This window comes from Ferribacterium limneticum, from assembly GCF_020510585.1.
GTDB lineage: Bacteria > Pseudomonadota > Gammaproteobacteria > Burkholderiales > Rhodocyclaceae > Azonexus.
In genome coordinates this window covers 2562428-2579523 of the sequence record NZ_CP075190.1, presented here as the reverse complement: position 1 = coordinate 2579523, position 17096 = coordinate 2562428, and the positions used below count along the sequence as shown (strand labels likewise).

Below are 17096 nucleotides of genomic sequence, written 5' to 3'. Positions count from 1 at the left end.
AACAACGCCAAGGCAGTCCCCGTCATGTGGCGTTTCACCCCACAGGATGCCCATCGAAAGCTCGCTCGCTTGTATAGATTTCAGAAATTGCCATGGGTTTGGTGATCGATTGCACCTGGCCGACTTCTTTCCTATGGCCACACGCTGCTTGCGACGGCAAAGTTTTTGGGGCTATGGTCTGTCGGCGCGTTTGAATTTGACTACTTTTGCATGTTGAGTTTTGACCGAGGGTGGCAGCACGCCTCAATGGCTTGCCCGTCGAGTTGGGAAGCCTCAGCCGCTCGTCCCGGTTCAGGGCCATCCCTGGCTCTGCCTGAGCTTGCTACGGTCAACCGGAAATTTGGCGTTAAAACTGACTCTTTTCCGCGCAATGAATTGCGGCACCAATTCGGACAAGCTGCCCCGACCCCCTCGATAAATCTTCGTTTTATCGAGGGGCGGGCAAACACTGCGTCAGTGGTCAGCCCTTTGAGATACTCGGAGCTGACAAGATCAGAGCACGCCTGGCAGATAAATCGCCTATTTCCCAAAAGGAAACAGGCGTTACCCGCTGCTTAAAACACAAAGTTGCCGGGGATGGCAGCAGCGCAGTTCTGGTTCTTCAACAGCACGAGGTTACGGCTGACCGCGCTGCCGGCGGCATCGGGATCAATGCCGATCATGGCGTCGGCACCAACCGTTTTGCAGGTGACGTAGCCGCCGGCAATCGGATTCGGGCTGGCGATGCCGACGGATTGCAGAAGCTGGGTCAGCACGATACGGTCAATGCCCGGCTGGAAGTCGGTGATCGTATCGACGCCGTCGCGCAGGCTCGTGAACACGAACTGGTCGGCACCGGCGCCGCCGGTCAGCGTATCGGCGCCGATCCCGCCGGTGATCACGTCGTCACCGGGCGTGCCGATGATGGTGTCGCGACCGGCCGTGCCGCCGATCTGCTTGAGCAGATTGAGGCCGATGATCACCGGGTCGTGGTCGGACGAGCGATAGACCGTGTTGCTGTAGTAGTCCGGGCCACAGGTGGCGCAGGCCGGCTGCTTGAACTCGGTGTTGTAGTCGATGATGGCCGGCTCGTCGGCGTTGATGCGCCAGTGTTTGGCACCGGCGATCTGGGCGCTCAGGCTGGGGGTGGCCAGGGCGTGATCGAGGTAGCCGGCTTCGCCATCGAAGACATAGGAATAGCCGAAGCTGTCGAAGCGGGCAACCTGGTCGATATAGCCGGCATTGGTGAAGTCGAGGATGGGATCCTCCTTGCCGTAGGAATTCAGGTCGCCGATGACGATGACGTCGTTGTCGCCGCTGCTGGTTTGAAGGTTTTGTACGGTGTTGCGCAAGGCTTGTGCTTGCTGGGTACGCAGGGCGTTCCAGCAACCCTGGCTATCGCCCTGGTCGGCATCATCGCCGGATGTCGGGCAACTGCCCTTCGACTTGAAGTGATTGACCACGACGCTGAATTTCTCGCCATTGGCGGCGGCGAAGGTTTGCAGCAGAGGCGGCCGGTTGTGGATCGGGTCGGTGTCGGAAATTGCCTGTCCAACCGGGCTGACCGCAGCATTCTTGTAGATCAGCGCGACGCGGATCGCATCGTCGCCGATGCTGCCATTGATATTGGTGACGGCGGTGTACACCTGGCTGCCGTAGGCCGCATTGAGGGCTGCGACCAGATTCTGGACGGCGACCGCGCCATTGTTCTGGATCTCCATCAGACCAACCACATCGGCATTGAGCGCCTTGATGGCCTTGACGATTTTGGCCTGCTGGCGGGTGAATTCGGCGGCATCGTTGGCGCCGCGGCAGTTGGCGGCCGAAGTGCTGCTGCCCAGCGTGCAGCCTTGGCCGCTCTGGCCATCGGCGGTCTGGCCGTTGGTGAAGGTGGTGAAATAGTTGAGGACGTTGAAGCTGGCCACCTTGATATTGCCGCCGATGGTAGCCGGCGCCGTGGTGCGCGGGTTGTCGCGGGTAAACAGCGGGGCGATGGTGGGATGGATGCGGAAATCGCCAAGGCCGGTGTTGTCGCTGGTTGCCAGGCCGTAGTCGATGACGCCGGTGATGCCGGCTATGGTGTCGCCGGCGCGCACCGTGTTGTCGGCGGCGAGGTAGGGCGTCGGGTTGGGGTTCTGCAGGCTGGTGCCATCGTCGAGCAGGATGCGGCGGCGGGCATTGTCATCGGCCATGGCGATCGCTTCGGGGCTGCCGGCCGGGTAACGGTTGGTCGGCTTTTCGAGGCGGCCGTCGGCTGAAACCGTGAGCTGGCCGAAGCGGCCGAGGAAATAGTTCTGGCCGACGGTCAGCGGTCCTTCGATGCGAACGAGCATGCCTTCGTAGCGCTCGAGGTCGCCTTCGTTAACTTCGGGGAAGGTGATGACGGTCGGTGCGATGACGATGCCGGCGGCGAGGACGTTGACCGCCGGGCTGATCAGTTCGGTCAGCGGATTGGCGGCCGTGGCGTTGTTGGTCAGGGCGCCGACGTTGAATTCCTTGACGGTGGCGGCAACGCGCACGCGATTGCCGACCACCACGGTGGGGGCCGTGCTGGTGAAGACGTAGATGCCTTCCGAAGTCGTCTCGTCGCCATCCGGGTTTTCGTCCTGCATGAAAAAGCCATTGTTCGTCACTTTGGTAACGACGCCCTGGGTGGTTACCTGCTGGCCGGCCAGCGGGCTGGTCGTGCCGCCGCCCTGGATGGTGTGGATCGGCATCGTGCCGCTGATATTGACGTTGACCGTGCAACTGGCGGTCTGCGCCTCATCGTTGGCGAAATTGACGACGACGGCGTAATTGCCGGCGGCGAGACTGGCGGCGGCATTGAGCGCGACGGAGGCGACGGCGCCATCGACAGAAGCGCTGGTCAGCGCGCCGAGCGTGAAGCCGGCCGGGGTGTCGGCGGCAAGGCTGGCAGCATTGACGCGGCTATCGGCATCGGTGGCGGAAAGCAAGATGCTGCCGGCTTCGCCCTGAGCCAGGCTGCCGGTGGGGCAGGTCGTCATGATTGGCTGGTTAACTTCGCCACCACCGGTGCCGTCGGCACTGATCATGATGTCGTCGATGCCGACCCACTCGTCGTTGCCGGCAGCGTTGGTGGTCATGATGCGGACTTGAAGTTGCGCCTGGTTGTTGGCCGCGGCGGGCAGGATGACGCTGACCGGGGTGACCTGGGTGGCGCTATTGGCGGTCGTTGCGTCGGCAACGTAAGCGGTCGGGACGTTGATGAAATTGCCGCTGCTGCCAATGCGGTATTGCAGGGCGACTTGCTGGATGGCGTTGTCGGCCGTGCCATCGATGTCGCGCAGGTTGAAGGCAATCTGGATGTTCTGGAAACCGGTGGTGTTGAGATGGATCTGGATGAAAGGCGCGTCGGCGGTGCCCGAGCCCTGCAGCACAATGGTCGGATTGGCGAGTTCAAATTCGGCCACGCCGCCGTTCGAAATGCTGGTCGAAATCTGGTTGGCGATGACGTCGACGGGCGTGGCAGAGCCATCGGCCAGGATGCTCTGCGGGTCGGTGCCAGTTGCCCCGGTCAGGCTGTCGCCGCGGTAGCCGATGATGCCGGGTACGCCGTTCCAGTTGTCGTCGGCGCTGATCAGGCTGGTATTCGACCAGTCCTGGCTAAAGGGTAGCGTTTGGTAGCTGGCATCGGCGAAGGCCGGCGCCATGGCGGCAACCAGACTGGCGGCAATGATGTTGCGGGCGAATTGATGGGAGGCTGTAGGGCGAATTTTCATGGCGTGTCACTCATGGCGAATATTGGATGGGCCGCCTGGGCGGGGAGAAAAGTCAAAAAAATGGCCCCCGCAGGAGCCATTCTCTGAATGCAGTGCTGATCAGGTGGCCTGGGAACGGCGGCGGGCGACCACACCCATCAGGCCAAGACCGGCGAGCAGCATGGCGTAGGACTCGGGTTCGGGAACCGGGAGGTAAACGATCGATCCGTAACCTGACTGACCGTCAACGATGTTTCCACCGCTCAACTTGTCGTAGGCAACGAAGGCATCAGAGGTATCGCTGAAGCCGGGAATGACGCTGAACCCCAGCGTGCTGGTTGTGACCGAATACGAGAGGCCAAGAAAGCTGCCGTTCAGAAAGCTCACATCGGGCATCGAGTCGGCATTGCCAACCGTGTAGGTATTGCCGAGGAAGCTCAGGCTCAGGCTGTTCAGGCCACGAATCTCGAGATCGACCCCGGTCAGGCCAAGGTCATCGAAGCTGAAGTTGCCGGTGAAGCTTTCGCCGATCAGCGAGCCGGAATCCATCATCCCGGAAAAGCTGTAGGTAGCGGCCTGGGCTGCCGGTACGGCAGCACATAGCAGGGTGGCGAGGGCGGTGATGCGAAGTAACTTGGACACAAGAATCTCCTGGGAACAGAGCGGCGAGGCGACGTTTTAAAATTGGCCAAAATTTCCGGTTGACCGTGGAAATAGCGGGACTTGGGTTGTTGCTCGGCCCGCGCCGCACGCCGCGGCAAAAAACCGCACGGGCCGGACAGCCCGTGCGGTTTCACCGTTATGGATCAGCGGCTGCTACGGCGGCGGGCAACGCCGGCGATCAGGCCAAGACCGGCCAGCAACATGGCGTACTGTTCCGGCTCGGGGACGGCGGTGACCGTGAAGTCGCCGCTCAGCATGCCGGTCAGGCTGGCGTTGATCGGCCCCGTGGCGTTCATGGTGGAGCCCTGGGATGCGGACAAGGTCAGGATGTCGCCGGCCTGCGCCGTGAAGGCAAAGGAAATGTTTTGGTCGGCATACTGGGTCGTGTTGAAGCTGCCGAGCAGACTGCTGCCGTTCATTACGCGAACAGTCGTCTGGAAGGAGCCGGTGGCGCCGGCCAGGTTGTTCACCGTCGAGGACAAGCCGGCAAAGCTGACATTGACAACCGGACCAACATCGCCGCTATCAGCGACCACTTTCAGCTGGATGTTTTTCTCGACGGCGACTGCCATGCCGAAATAGTTGATGGCGTTGGCGGAGTCGAAGCTGACCGATGTCGATAGATCCAGAGTCTGGCCATTGTAGAAGCTGCCAAAGGCTGACCCGGCATGGGTGTAATCCGTGGCGGCATCGATCCCGGAAGCCATGGTCAGGACATCGCCGCCACCGGAAAGGTCGGCACCGTCATACTTGAACACTTCGAAATTGACCATGCCGCTGTAAAGGCTGGAAGCGGTGTAGCTCTGAACTTCGAAATGGGCTGCCTGGGCGGAAGCGCAGCCAATAATCAGCAGCGAGGCAAGCAGGGGTTTGAGCAGATTGGTTTTCATGATGAGGCTCTCTAAATAGGGTCAGTTGATCAGTTCTTGACGATGCGGTTCTGCGGTCCGGGGGCAACGCCGCTCGGGTTGGCCTGCAGGTACTTCTCGAATGCATCGGTATCGACTTCGCCACCAAGGCGGTCGGTGCCGTTCTTGAGGACGACGAAACCGTCGCCACCGTCGGCCAGGAAGCTGTTGACCGTGACGCGGTAGCTGGCAGCGGAATCAACCGGCAGGCCGTTCAGGGTCAGCGAGGTGATGCGGGCGTTACAGGCGTTGGCGGCGGTGTAGGCGTAGCTGAAGCCGTTCGAGATCTGCAGGATGCGTTCCTGGGTCTGGCCGTTGCAGCCGAGGAACTGGGTTTCCAGTGCAGTCTTGATCTGCGCGCCGGTCAGGGTCAGGGTTACCAGGGAGTTGCCGAAGGGCTGGACGGTGAAGGCGTTGCCGTAGGTCACGGCGCCGTCGTAGGCAAAGCCGGCGGAAGCCAGGTTGTAGGGCAGATCGGCGCGGATGCCGCCCGGGTTCATCATGGCGATGACGGCACCGCCAGTCGCGGCGCTGGCCGTGGCGGCCAGTTGCGCGTCGGCAATGACGTCGCCGAGGGCGGATTCGCCGGCGGCATTGTTGGTCTTGGTAATGCCGGCGGTGATTTTGCCGATGACGCGGCCGGCCGGGACGGCGGCGGATGCATCGTAGTGGGCGACGAGGTCGGTCAGGGCCGGATCTTCGGCAGTCGCTGCACCGGTGCCGGTGGCCAGATTGGTGGCGGCGATGCTGAGGACATTCTTCGTTTTGGTGTCGATGACCATGTCGATGTCGGTCAGGTTGCGGCCGTACTGGCCGGCCGACGTGACGCGAACCGGCTGGCCGGCGCTGTTGTTGATCAGGCAGTTATAGGCAGCGTGGGTGTGGCCGGAGATCACCAGGTCCACTTCCGGATGCAGGCGATTGACGATATCGACGATCGGACCGGAGATGCCGGTGCAGTCGTTGATGTTCGAGGTGGTGTCGAAACCGCCTTCGTGGATCAACACGACGACGCTCTTGATGCCCCGGGCCTGCAGGGTCGGGATCAGCGCATTGACGGTGTCGGCCTCGTCGCGGAATTCCAGACCGGCAACGCCGGAAGGCGAGACGATGGTCGGCGTCGCTTCGAGGGTCATGCCGATGAAAGCGACCTTGTTGCCGAGGAAGTTCTTGACGCCGTAGGCCGGGAAGACAGTGCTGCCGGATTCGGTTTCAACAACGTTGGCGGCCAGGAAGTCGAACGTGGCGCCGGCGAATTCGCCGTTCTTGAGGTCTTGCGGCAGGCCGAGGCCGGAGAACGGATCGGTCGGGTGGTTGCCACCCTGTTTCATGCGCAGCAGTTCGGTCCTGCCTTCGTCGAATTCGTGGTTGCCCACCGAGTTGAAATCGATGCCGATGCGGTTCATCGCTTCGATGGTCGGTTCGTCCTTGAACAGGGCCGAGGTCAGCGGGCTGGCACCGATCATGTCGCCGGCGGAAACGACGGCGTTCAGGCTGTTCTGGGCGCGCAGGGCCTTGATTTTGGTGGAGAAGCGGGCGACGCCCGGGTTGCTCGACGAACCTTCGCCGGCCTTGATATAGCCGTGGAAATCGTTGAAGCCGATCAGCTTGACCTTGATCGAGTTGCCGATGCCCGAAGCCTGAGCCGCGGCCATCAATTTCACGCGCTCGGCGGCAGTGATCTTGGCCTGCTTGAGCAGGTTGAAGGTGACGGTGGAGACGTGCGACAGGAAGGAGGCCTGGCTGCCCCACTGTTGTTCATCATCGAGAATCTGGTCGTCGATGGTGCAGCTACCGGCCACGGCGCGATTGCTCACGCCGGAGTTGTAGCTGCCGAAGGTAACGCTGGTTGAAGCATCGGGGCAGGCGGCGAAGGCCGGTGCGGCAAAGGCACTGGCCAGAACGAGGGCCAGGGTGGAAAGCTTGAACATGAAAATCTCCTTGGTGCTGCCGGCGCCAGACAAGGGGCCGGCAGTTGCGAATATGGGCCGACCGGGGGAACCCCCCGGTCGTTATGTCACGGGCTTAGCGGCTGCTTTGGCGGCGGGCGATCAGACCCATCAGGCCAAGACCGGCGACGAACATGGCGTAGTTCTTGGGCTCGGGAACGGCAGTGACGCTGAAGGCAGTTGTGTTGGGGATCGTCGCCGTGTAGTTGCCATTCGCCGTATCGACATTCCAGTTCGCCAAGTTGTTGATCAGCGGTTTGTAAGCGTCGTAGCTGGCCGCACCGCTGCGCAGACCGGTGTATTCGGCGTAGTCCGGGGTGGCGCTGTTCGCCAATGTATTCAGGCGAATGGCATTGACGCCTTCGGTCAGGCCGGTGCCGGTGAGGGAGCCATCAACGGCGAAGGAGCCGTTGGTGATGGCCGTCAGGAAGGTCGTCGGAGCGGTGGCGCTGGTGCCCAGGTAGGCATAGACCGTTTCGGTGGAATTGGCGATACCCCAGTTGGCACTACCCGACACTGTGACGCGGCTCAGGCTGCCGACCGAAGCGCCCGGCGTCGTCTTGTCGTAGGCGGACAGACGAATGACCGTGCCGGCGGCGATGCTCGCCGCACCGGAGTTCCAGACGTTGTAGCTTTCGCCGGTATTGAAGGCGGCGCCCGTCCACTCATTGTCGGAAAAATAGATGCTGGTATTGGCGGCAATGCCGGTGAAGCTCACGAAGGACAGGCCATCTTCGTCAGCATTGAAAGACGTAAAGGCGATATCACCAGCCGACAGTGCAGCGTGAGCGTTGATGCCGGCCGCAGCCAGCAGCAGAGCGAGAGCAGTCTTGCGAATCATGGCATTCCCCATAGTTTTGTTTGGTTGACCTATTCCGAATACGGATTCGGATGGGGCAAGAATAGGGTGCCGGCGTGACAGGCGTTGATATGTGATGCTGGATAAATATGATCTGAACGGACTAGTAAACGTTCAGCGCTGCAACAATATGGCGAATGGCGATTCGTCCGGGCGCCAATCGGCGCGGCGCCGTTTCGGCCAGCCAGAAGCAGGGCAGTTCAGTGAGCCTGCTGACCGTAGCGGGCCATGATTTCACCGTGCTGGTGCCATAGGCGACGCAGGCCTTCAACGCCGAGATCTTCGCTGCTGCTCGCTTCGAGGCGGAAGAGCAGGATCATCATGGCGCGTAATTCCTGGCAAATTCGCGGATCGATGCTCTCGCTGCGTATGCTGGCCGAGTCGGCATCGAGAAAGTGGCGAACCGATGAGCGATTGCCCAGGTCAACGCCGCATTGCGGGGCGAGTTGGGCGATCAGCTGGCGCAGGGCCTGCATGTCTTCGGGTGGATAGTGGGTGTCGGAAACTGGGCGCTGCATCGGTATCTCCCTTCGTCGTGGCCAGTGCTGGCACGCTGGCCGAATGTCAGGAGAGTATTGCGGGTGCAGGTTTCAGCCGTATGAAGCGCGGCACCGTATACGACTGGTATATTTACTTGTCTTTAACATGCCTGTAATGCTGGCTTCCTAGGATAATAAGATTTTGTCACGGCTCAACTTGATGCAGACCCGATTCGATAGTGCTTTGAAGCAAGGCTCAATTCTTCTGCTCCTGGTTGTTTTGCTGGGTGGGTGCTCCCATCCGGCCTACCGGGATGGCCTTGATTTCATGGCGGCCGGCAAGAAGGAAGAGGGCGTCGCCTCTCTGGAAAAGGCAGCGCGGGATCGTCCGCGCGATGCCGAGATCAAGGCGGCGATGATTCGCCACAAGGGCGAGTCGGTCGACGCTTATCTTGACGATGCCGATCGCCAGAGAACTGCCGGCAACCTCGATGCAGCCGAAGCGGCCTACCGGCGCGCGCTCGCTATCGATGGACGCAATACCCGCGCAACGCAAGGCCTGGAGCAACTTGCGGTCGACCGGAATAATGCCGCGAAACTGGCCCAGGCCGAACAGCTGTTGAAGAAGGGTGATCTGCTCGGGGCCGAGCGGGTGGTGCGTACCGTGCGGGCCCAGGACACGCTCAATCCGCTGGCGCGCAGCCTGCAGCAGCAGATCGACACGCTGCGCGAGAAGGAAATGAATCCGTCGGCCAATCCGGCCGTCAAGGCGGCGCTGGCCAAGCCGGTCGTGCTGGAGTTCCGCGATGCAACGCTGAAATCGGTCTTTGAAGTGCTTTCGCGTTCGTCCGGCCTCAATTTCGTCTTCGACAAGGACGTCAAGGGCGACACCAAGGTGACATTCTTTGTCCGCAACAGCCCGCTCGAAGACATCCTGCGCCTGATCCTGACTACCAACCAGCTGGAGAAACGTCAGCTCAATGACAACAGTTTCCTGATTTATCCGAACACCCCAGCCAAGGCCAAGGAGTATCAGGAGCTGGTGGTGCGCAGCTTCTATCTGGCCAATGCTGACGTCAAGCAGGCGCAGATTCTGATCAAGACGGTGGCCAAGAGCAAGGATGTGTTTGCCGACGAAAAGCTCAACCTGCTCATCGTCAAGGACACGCCGGACGCCATGCGCCTGGTCGAACGGCTGATCGAGTCGCTCGATCTGGCCGAGCCGGAGGTGATGCTGGAAGTCGAGATTCTGGAAGTGACGCGCAGCCGGTTGCATGAGATTGGCGTCGATTGGCCGGATTCGATAGGTTATGGCGCTCTGCAGCAGACGATCACGACGACGACGAGTACGGCCGCCGGGATTATGCAGAACGTCGTTCCGGGCGGCACGCTGGCCCCGGGTTATGTCAGTCTCAAGAGCGCTTCCGGTCTGACCAGCTTCGTCGCCAACCCCGCTCTGACACTGAACCTCAAAGGCCAGATCGGTGATACCAATGTGCTGGCCAATCCGCGCATTCGCGTCAAGAACCGCGAGAAGGCGAAGATTCACATTGGCGACAAGCTGCCGATATTCACTACTACTTCGACGGCTAATGTCGGCGTTTCCGCCTCGGTGACCTATCTTGATGTCGGCCTCAAGCTCGACGTTGAATCGAATGTCACGCTCGACGACGAGGTGTCGATGAAAGTTGCCCTGGAAGTGAGCAGCATCGTCAAGGAAGTGTCCGGCCCTTCCAGTTCGCTGGCATATCAGGTCGGTACGCGCAGCGCGAGTACCACGCTGCGCCTGAAGAACGGCGAAACCCAGGTGCTGGCCGGCCTGATCAACGATGAGGAGCGCAAGTCCACCAGCCATATCCCGGGGATTGGCGAAATTCCTGTGGTTGGTCGTCTCTTCGGTAGCCAGCGCGATACCTCGGTCAAGACGGAAATCATCCTGCTCATCACGCCGCGCGTGTTGCGTAATATCCATCGGCCCGATTTCGGGCAGCCGGCCTTGCCATCGGGCACTGAGTCGGCGGTCGGTGCGGCGCCGATGATCATCAAGTCACAGGGGCCGAAGTCGCTGGCCGTGGCGCCGCGCGGCGGCGTCGCCCCGGTCGCTGGCGGCGCATCGCGTTTTGGCGCGCTGGCCGTTGATCCGGGGCAGCCGGTGCCGCCCCCCGTTTTCGAGGGGCTCCAGCTTGGCGGGCCGGCTGAGGCCGCCGCTGGCAGCGAGGTGGAAATCGGTGTCATGGCGCCGGGGCAGACGAGCGCCCTGACGGTCGATGTGGCCTACGACCCGACGCTGCTTGAAGTGATTCAGCCAGCAGCGGTATCGCCCGGACGGATACTGCTGCGCGTTGACCAAGGGCACGGCAGCCTGCGCCTGCGCGTTCTGCCTGGGGCCAAGGGCGATACCCGGATCGACGTGACCGGGGCGACGCTGGAAAGCGGTGAGCCCTACTCCGGGGCGACCGTTTCGCATGCGCTCAAGCTGAAGTAGACAACTAACCATGATCGGCAAGCCGGGCCGGGGTTTCACCCTGATCGAACTGATCATCACCGTCGCCATCGTCGGCATACTGGCGATGACGGCGATGCCGATGATCGAGATGACGGCCAAGCGGCAGAAGGAAGTGGAGTTGCGCGCCGCATTGCGGGAAATCCGCGGCGGCCTCGACGCCTATAGACGGGCCGTCGATGAGGGCAAACTTGAGAAAAAGGTCGACGAAAGCGGCTATCCGCGCCGTCTCGAAGACCTGGCCAAAGGGGTCGAGAACATGCAGGACCCGAACAAGGCCAAGCTCTATTTCCTGCGCCGCCTGCCGCGCGACCCGTTTGCCGACGATCCGGCGTTGCCGGCAGAATTGACCTGGGGCAAGCGCAGCTATGCCAGTCCGCCCGATGCGCCGGTTGAAGGCGCCGATGTATTTGACGTCTATTCGCTGGCCAAGGGCGTTGGCCTCAATGGCACGCCGTACCGGGAGTGGTGAGGCATGAACTCCCGTAAAAAAGGCTTCACGCTGATCGAACTGCTGGTTGTTATGTCGGTGATCGCCACACTGCTGACTATTGCCGTGCCGCGCTATTTCCAGCATCTCGACCGGGCCCGCGAAGCCTCGCTCCGCGAATCGCTGGCCGTCATGCGCGATGCCGTCGACAAATATCGTGGCGACACCGGGCGCTACCCGGAAACGCTTGAAGAACTGGTGACCAAGCGCTACCTGCGCAAGGTGCCGCCCGATCCGATCACCGAAAGCACCGAAACCTGGGTCATCGTGCCGCCGCCCGACGAACCAGGCCAGCGCAAGGTCTGGGACATCCGCAGCGGGGCCGAAGGGCAGGGCCTGAGCGGCAGCGATTATTCGACATGGTGATGTTCTACGGTCAACCGGAAATATTGGCCAAAAATGAAATGCGCCGCCAGGCCGGCTTTACCTTCCTCGGCCTGATGTTTGCCGTCGCCATCGCCGGCATCGCGCTGGCCGGCACCGGCGCACTGTGGCAAATGGAAAGCCGGCGCGAGAAGGAAAAAGAGCTGCTGTTCATTGGCGAGCAATACCGCCATGCCATCGGCAGCTACTACGACAAATCGCCCGGCGCCGCAAAACAGTTTCCGGAAAAACTTGAAGACCTGCTGCAGGACAAGCGTTTCCCCAACCAGACCCGCCACCTGCGCCGCCTCTATCGCGACCCGATGACGGCCGATGGCGAGTGGGAATTGATCAGGCAGGAAGGCCGCATCATGGGCGTGGCCAGCCGCTCGTCGGACAAGCCGATCAAGGTGGCCGGCTTTTCGGCAGATCAGGGTGATTTCGAGGGGGCTACAAAGTACACCGAATGGCGCTTTCTGAGCACTGGCAACGTTGTTTCATCCGTACCAAATGTTGCGGCGAAACCAGACTGATGCTGAGCTTGCTTTGTCACTGACATGTATTTGCAATGCCCACGTAACCTATGGAAGGTAAATTCCGCTATTGATCGGCGCAATCCCTATCCAATAAAGTCATGAATAAAAATGCTGCTTTTCTTTTGCTGCTTGCCTTCGGCATCAGCATGGCGGGGACTACCGCTTTGGCTTTTGACGACTCCCCTGTTTTCGCTGAGCGTCCAAAGCCCGGCGGCGAAGGGCGTCGACGCGCCTTGCCAGAGCATTTTTCGGCAATTGCCGGCCCGGCCTGGGCGGATAAAATTCCGGTCGCCCCTGCCAACACCAAAAAACTGATCCTGGCCAGTCAGGCTGGCAAGCTGGACGAAGTAAAAGCATTGTTGGCCGCCGGCGCCTTGCCTAACGGGGCGGATGAACTCGGCCAGCGCCCCTTGCTGGTTGCTGTGGCCGAAGGACAGACGGAAATCGTCCACTTGCTGCTCCAGCGCGGTGCCAGTCCCAACGTCAAGGGGCCGCAGGGGCGCACGCCCTTGAGCATGGCGGCGGCGGCCGGCAATCTTGGCATTGTCCGCAGCCTGTTGCGGGCCGGCGCCGAAGTCGATGCGCGCAGCGACAACCGGGCCACTGCCTTGCATGAAGCTGTTCGCTTCGATCATCCAGAAGTCGTTCGCGCCCTGCTTGCCGCCGGCCCGAATCCAGAACGCTACGACCGCGAGGGCCTGCATCCGCTCGCGTTGGCTGCGGCCAAGGGGCGACTGGCCTGTCTGAAAAACTTTCTTGATGCTGGGGTAACCCCCGATCTGCCGGACCGTACCGGTCTCACCGCGCTCTATTGGGCACAGCGTTATGATCAGGTGCTGGCCGAGAGCATCCTCGTCGAACACGGCGCCAGCCGCATAGCCTGGCCGATTTTCGAGAACTGATCGCCCGGCCCATGGATATCCTGGTCACCGTGAGCCCTATCGAGCTCGAACGACTGATGATTACCATCGAGTCGTCACAGCAAGTGCACCGGCGTAGTCAGTATTTCCTCTGGTCGCAGGGCGTGTTGCAGAGCTTCCTTCCGCATGATCTGCTCATTTTTGGCCATGGTGAATACGGCGGGCCGGGTTTTCACTGCGAAGTGCTGGCGCGTGCCAATACCTTGGATGACCGGGCACTGCATGGCGAGATCGACCACCTGGTCGAGCTGATGGTCGATAACTGGCAGAACAGTGGCCATGTCCCCCGTCTGTACAGTGCCAATGACGGGGAGGGCGGTGGCGGCGCCATTGGTGAGGCCCTTTGTCGTCTTGGCCTCGGCCATGCCTTGGCCCACGGCGCCAAGGAATTTTCCGGCAACAGTTCCGGTTTTTTCGTCTTTCTGCGCATGCCGGAAGCTCCCGGACGGCGTCACGCCTACTTTGCCGAAATGCTGATGCCTTACTTGCATACCACGCTGCATCGGATGCTGATCTCGGAGAAAGGCTCTCCGGAAAATCGCGTGCGCCAGAACCTCAAACTCAGTATTCGCGAGGCCCAGGTCATCTCCCTGGTGCGCGACGGCAAGACCAATCAGCAAATCGGTCAAGTACTCGAACTCAGCCCGCTGACTGTCAAGAACCATGTTCAGAACATCCTGCGCAAGCTCGATGTCGCCAACCGCGCTCAAGCCGTGGCCAAGGCCGTCAAGGCAAGGCTGATCGGGGAGCAACCCGGGAGCTAAACCGGTCCGGTTTTTGTGACTGGCGTAACGCTCAACTGCTTTTTCAGCGACGCGTGCTGGCTTCAATGGCTTGCATGTTTGCGCGGCTTTTGGGCTGCGCGACGATCCATGGATTTACCCCGTTTTTTGGCGTCGACCGCAGCAGGTGCCCAAAGCGCTATTCCTTGCTGGACGCTTGTTTTAGGTCAATTCATGCCTGTTTTTTTGAAATGTTACCGATTGTGACAATACAGGTGCTAACCAATGAGCCGATCGGACTGGTTCGCTGAGCCGATCGGCGGAAAAAACAGGACAAAACCCCCCGAACCAGCGTCATTTACGCACCATAAAGTGACGCCTGTTGATGTGGTGGTCATGGTTTTTGCCGGGTGAAGAAAAGTCTATCCAGGGTTTGTGTCAGCGGACACCCAAGGCAAAACGATCGCCGTCACATTGCATCTTTGCCCAACAGGGGCGGTTCTCTCAATATTTTCAAAGGGGTTCTCCATGAAGTTTTCTCTCAAGACCATCACTGCTGCTGTCGCACTGGCGACCGTTGCTGCAGGTGCCAACGCTACGATGTCTACCGCTGGCACTGCCAAGGACGGTAGCCTGGTCATGTTCGCCTACTCCGCTTCCAGCGGCTACGTCACCGGCATGTTTGACCTCGGCCTGACCATCGACCAGGTCATCCCGGCCGCCGGTTCCATCAACAGCGCCTTCACCACCGGCGGCGCTGGTGCAGAGATCGTCTGGAACCTCAAGGGCAACACCGTCACCGGTTCCCTGGGCTCCACCCTGGGCATTACCGGCAACTGGGGCACCCAGTACAACGACTGGATGGCCGACCTGAACGGCGCCACCGACATCCGCTACGCCGTCTTCGCTGCTTCCAAGGAAAGTGCTGCTGACGTTCGTGCCCTGTCCACCACCAACGAACTTGCCAAGGTCGCCACTCAAGGCAAGTCCAACCTGGCTGCTTTCAGTACTGTCTTCGACAACTTCATCGCTCCCCACAACCTGATCGGCAGCAATGCCACCGATGCCAATGGTGGTAGCAGCAGCCTCGACAGCAGCTTTTCCTCTGCGAAGGCCAACACCACCTTCGGTTCCGGCATGAACTGGGGAACCAAGGCCTCCTTCAACGCCACCGCCGATGCCGGCACCGCCCTGTCCTTCTTCTATTTGGACACCAACAAGGCTGGCACCGTCGCCCGCAACATCCAGTTCGCCGACACCACCTTCAATTTCAACGCCGCTACCGGCACCCTGAGCTACGACGTGGCCGCCGCCGTACCGGAACCCGAGTCCTATGCCATGTTCCTGGCCGGCCTTGGCTTGCTCGGCGCCGTCGCTCGCCGTCGTCGCGCCAAGTAATGCCTCCTCCCGCCGGCATGCCGGCGGGACCTCTTTTCCCATTTGCAAAGGAATCACCATGAAGATGAAGCTCATTGCCGCCGCCGTGGCCACCCTCGCCGCTGCGCCCGCTTTCGCCCTCAACACCTCCGACACTACCGCCGCCATCAACGCCGGGCGCGTAGTCTATGCCTCCGGCGCTTCCGCCCCGACCAACATCGTCTGGCGCGGTTTCGCCAGCCAGTGCCAGACCGGCACCCTCGACGCCTATTCCGCCGCCGACCTGACCGCCGCTTCCAAGCCTGGCGCTTCCGCCTGGGGCAACTTCCTGGCCTATAGCTGCAAGCTCAAGGCCGGCGCCACCGGCACCGCCTGGGACAACCAGAACGTCGCCTTCATGCACACCGTCGACGGCGGCTCCATCAACTCCGTCTATGGCATGAGCAGCGATACCAACCAGCAGGTCAAGTTCATCGTCGATGCCCTGACCAACTGCGCGGCCTCCGGCTTCAACACCACAGACAGTGGCCTGTCTGTGCCCATCTACGAGAAGTGTTCCACCGCCAAGAAGAAGTCCCACGGCGGCTTCTCCGATGTGGAAAAGCAGATGTGGTCCGCTCTGTTCGCCACCAACCCGCCGGCCAGCCTGAATATCGCTGATATCGAAGTCCTCGGCCTTGCTGCCGGGCAAGCCTTCGGCGTTGCCGTCAGCAAGCCCTTGTACGTCGCCCTCCAGACCGAGCAGGGCCTGACCGCCACCGGTTGTACCGGTGACAGCGTTACCGCCGCCTGCCAGCCCAGCATCACCAAGCGCGACTACGCCTCCATCGTCAATGCCGACCCGTTTTCCGTCACCAAGGTGGACTGGTCCTTCCTGCTGCCCACCACCGGCACCGGCATGCCAGTCAACCTGTGCCGCCGCGTCGATACCTCCGGCACCCAGGCTTCCTCCAATGTGTACTTCATGGCCAACCCCTGCGCCGGTTATGAAGACCAGTTGGGCAAGCGCTTCCCCGCTACCGTGGCCGACGAGATCCCCGGCGCATTCCACGTGGTCGAAGGCTCCGGCACCGGCGACGTCAAGAAGTGCCTCTCCGGCAACGCCACCTACGGCACGACGGCCAGCGACTTCTCCATCGGCGTTATCTCCGCCGAGAACAACCCGACCGTTCCTTCCAGCAGCACCGATTCCTGGCGCTTCGTCAAGCTGGATGGCATTTCCATCTATGACGGCGCCGGCAACCGCGCCAACGTGCTGAACGGCAAGTACGACTTCGCCTTCGAACTGGCCCTGCACACCCACCCGACCCTGACCCCGGCCAACTCCAAGGCCCTGATGACCAAGGTTGCCGAGTTCCTGGGCGACTCTTCCGCCCCGGCCATCGATGGTCTGTACCGTGTCGCCGATGCCAAGGGTACCCGCGGCGGCAATGCCTGCCAGCCGTTTGCCTACTAAGCAATCAATCCATGAGGACGGGGCATTGTCCCTGTCTCTCGGCAATACCTTCGGCGGCCTTCGGGCCGCCGTTTTTTTACTAGTCGGGGCTGTTCCACCATGAGCCGTTCGGCTCATTTTTAATGGTTTTTTTGTCATGCTGTTGCAAGGTGAGGGCGCCAAAATCGAAAGTT

Annotated in this window: 14 protein-coding genes; 8 read left to right on the top strand and 6 right to left on the bottom strand. The window is 61.1% G+C overall.

Translation table 11 applies throughout. The features are described from left to right. Positions 1-554 precede the first annotated feature (554 nt). From KI613_RS12565 to KI613_RS12540, 6 genes are all read right to left on the bottom strand, one after another. Entirely contained in the window at positions 555-3719 is a 3165-nt protein-coding gene (locus KI613_RS12565; protein ID WP_226399952.1) for an ExeM/NucH family extracellular endonuclease, read from the bottom strand. 99 nt (positions 3720-3818) lie between these two features. Next, positions 3819-4340: a PEP-CTERM sorting domain-containing protein gene (locus KI613_RS12560; protein ID WP_226399950.1), complete on the bottom strand. Its 522-nt coding sequence runs from the start codon at positions 4338-4340 to the stop codon at positions 3819-3821. A gap of 164 nt (positions 4341-4504) precedes the next feature. Further along, positions 4505-5251, bottom strand: a complete 747-nt coding sequence (locus KI613_RS12555) for an FxDxF family PEP-CTERM protein (protein ID WP_226399949.1) — start codon at positions 5249-5251, stop codon at positions 4505-4507. A 29-nt stretch (positions 5252-5280) separates the two neighbouring features. Then, positions 5281-7200, bottom strand: coding sequence for a bifunctional metallophosphatase/5'-nucleotidase (locus tag KI613_RS12550; protein ID WP_226399948.1), 1920 nt, complete (start codon positions 7198-7200; stop codon positions 5281-5283). 94 nt (positions 7201-7294) lie between these two features. Continuing rightward, positions 7295-8059, bottom strand: coding sequence for a PEP-CTERM sorting domain-containing protein (locus KI613_RS12545; RefSeq protein ID WP_226399947.1), 765 nt, complete (start codon positions 8057-8059; stop codon positions 7295-7297). Positions 8060-8277: 218 nt separating this feature from the next. Further along, positions 8278-8595, bottom strand: coding sequence for a hypothetical protein (locus KI613_RS12540; RefSeq protein ID WP_226399946.1), 318 nt, complete (start codon positions 8593-8595; stop codon positions 8278-8280). Positions 8596-8776: 181 nt separating this feature from the next. Here KI613_RS12540 and KI613_RS12535 point away from each other — a divergent pair, with 181 nt between their 5' ends. The 8 genes from KI613_RS12535 to KI613_RS12500 all read left to right on the top strand — a co-directional run bounded on the left by KI613_RS12535 (position 8777) and on the right by KI613_RS12500 (position 16923). Then, the gene (locus tag KI613_RS12535) at positions 8777-11041 is read left to right on the top strand and encodes a secretin and TonB N-terminal domain-containing protein (protein ID WP_226399945.1); all 2265 of its coding nucleotides are present in this window, start codon (positions 8777-8779) and stop codon (positions 11039-11041) included. 10 nt (positions 11042-11051) lie between these two features. After that, positions 11052-11531: a type II secretion system protein gene (locus tag KI613_RS12530; protein ID WP_226399944.1), complete on the top strand. Its 480-nt coding sequence runs from the start codon at positions 11052-11054 to the stop codon at positions 11529-11531. Between the two features lie 3 nt (positions 11532-11534). After that, positions 11535-11915: a type II secretion system protein gene (locus KI613_RS12525; protein ID WP_226399943.1), complete on the top strand. Its 381-nt coding sequence runs from the start codon at positions 11535-11537 to the stop codon at positions 11913-11915. Continuing rightward, entirely contained in the window at positions 11909-12445 is a 537-nt protein-coding gene (locus KI613_RS12520) for a type II secretion system protein (protein WP_226399942.1), read from the top strand. Before KI613_RS12525 ends, KI613_RS12520 begins: the two co-directional genes overlap by 7 nt. Before the next feature lie 101 nt (positions 12446-12546). Continuing rightward, entirely contained in the window at positions 12547-13350 is an 804-nt protein-coding gene (locus tag KI613_RS12515; RefSeq protein WP_226399941.1) for an ankyrin repeat domain-containing protein, read from the top strand. Positions 13351-13379: 29 nt separating this feature from the next. Then, positions 13380-14132 carry an XrtB/PEP-CTERM-associated transcriptional regulator EpsA gene (gene epsA, locus KI613_RS12510; protein WP_226399938.1) on the top strand — a complete coding sequence of 251 codons (753 nt, stop codon included), beginning with the start codon at positions 13380-13382 and terminating at the stop codon, positions 14130-14132. Between the two features lie 486 nt (positions 14133-14618). Further along, positions 14619-15488, top strand: coding sequence for a PEP-CTERM sorting domain-containing protein (locus KI613_RS12505; RefSeq protein ID WP_226399936.1), 870 nt, complete (start codon positions 14619-14621; stop codon positions 15486-15488). Between the two features lie 58 nt (positions 15489-15546). Continuing rightward, the gene (locus KI613_RS12500) at positions 15547-16923 is read left to right on the top strand and encodes a hypothetical protein (protein WP_226399934.1); all 1377 of its coding nucleotides are present in this window, start codon (positions 15547-15549) and stop codon (positions 16921-16923) included. The last annotated feature ends 173 nt before the right edge of the window (positions 16924-17096 follow it).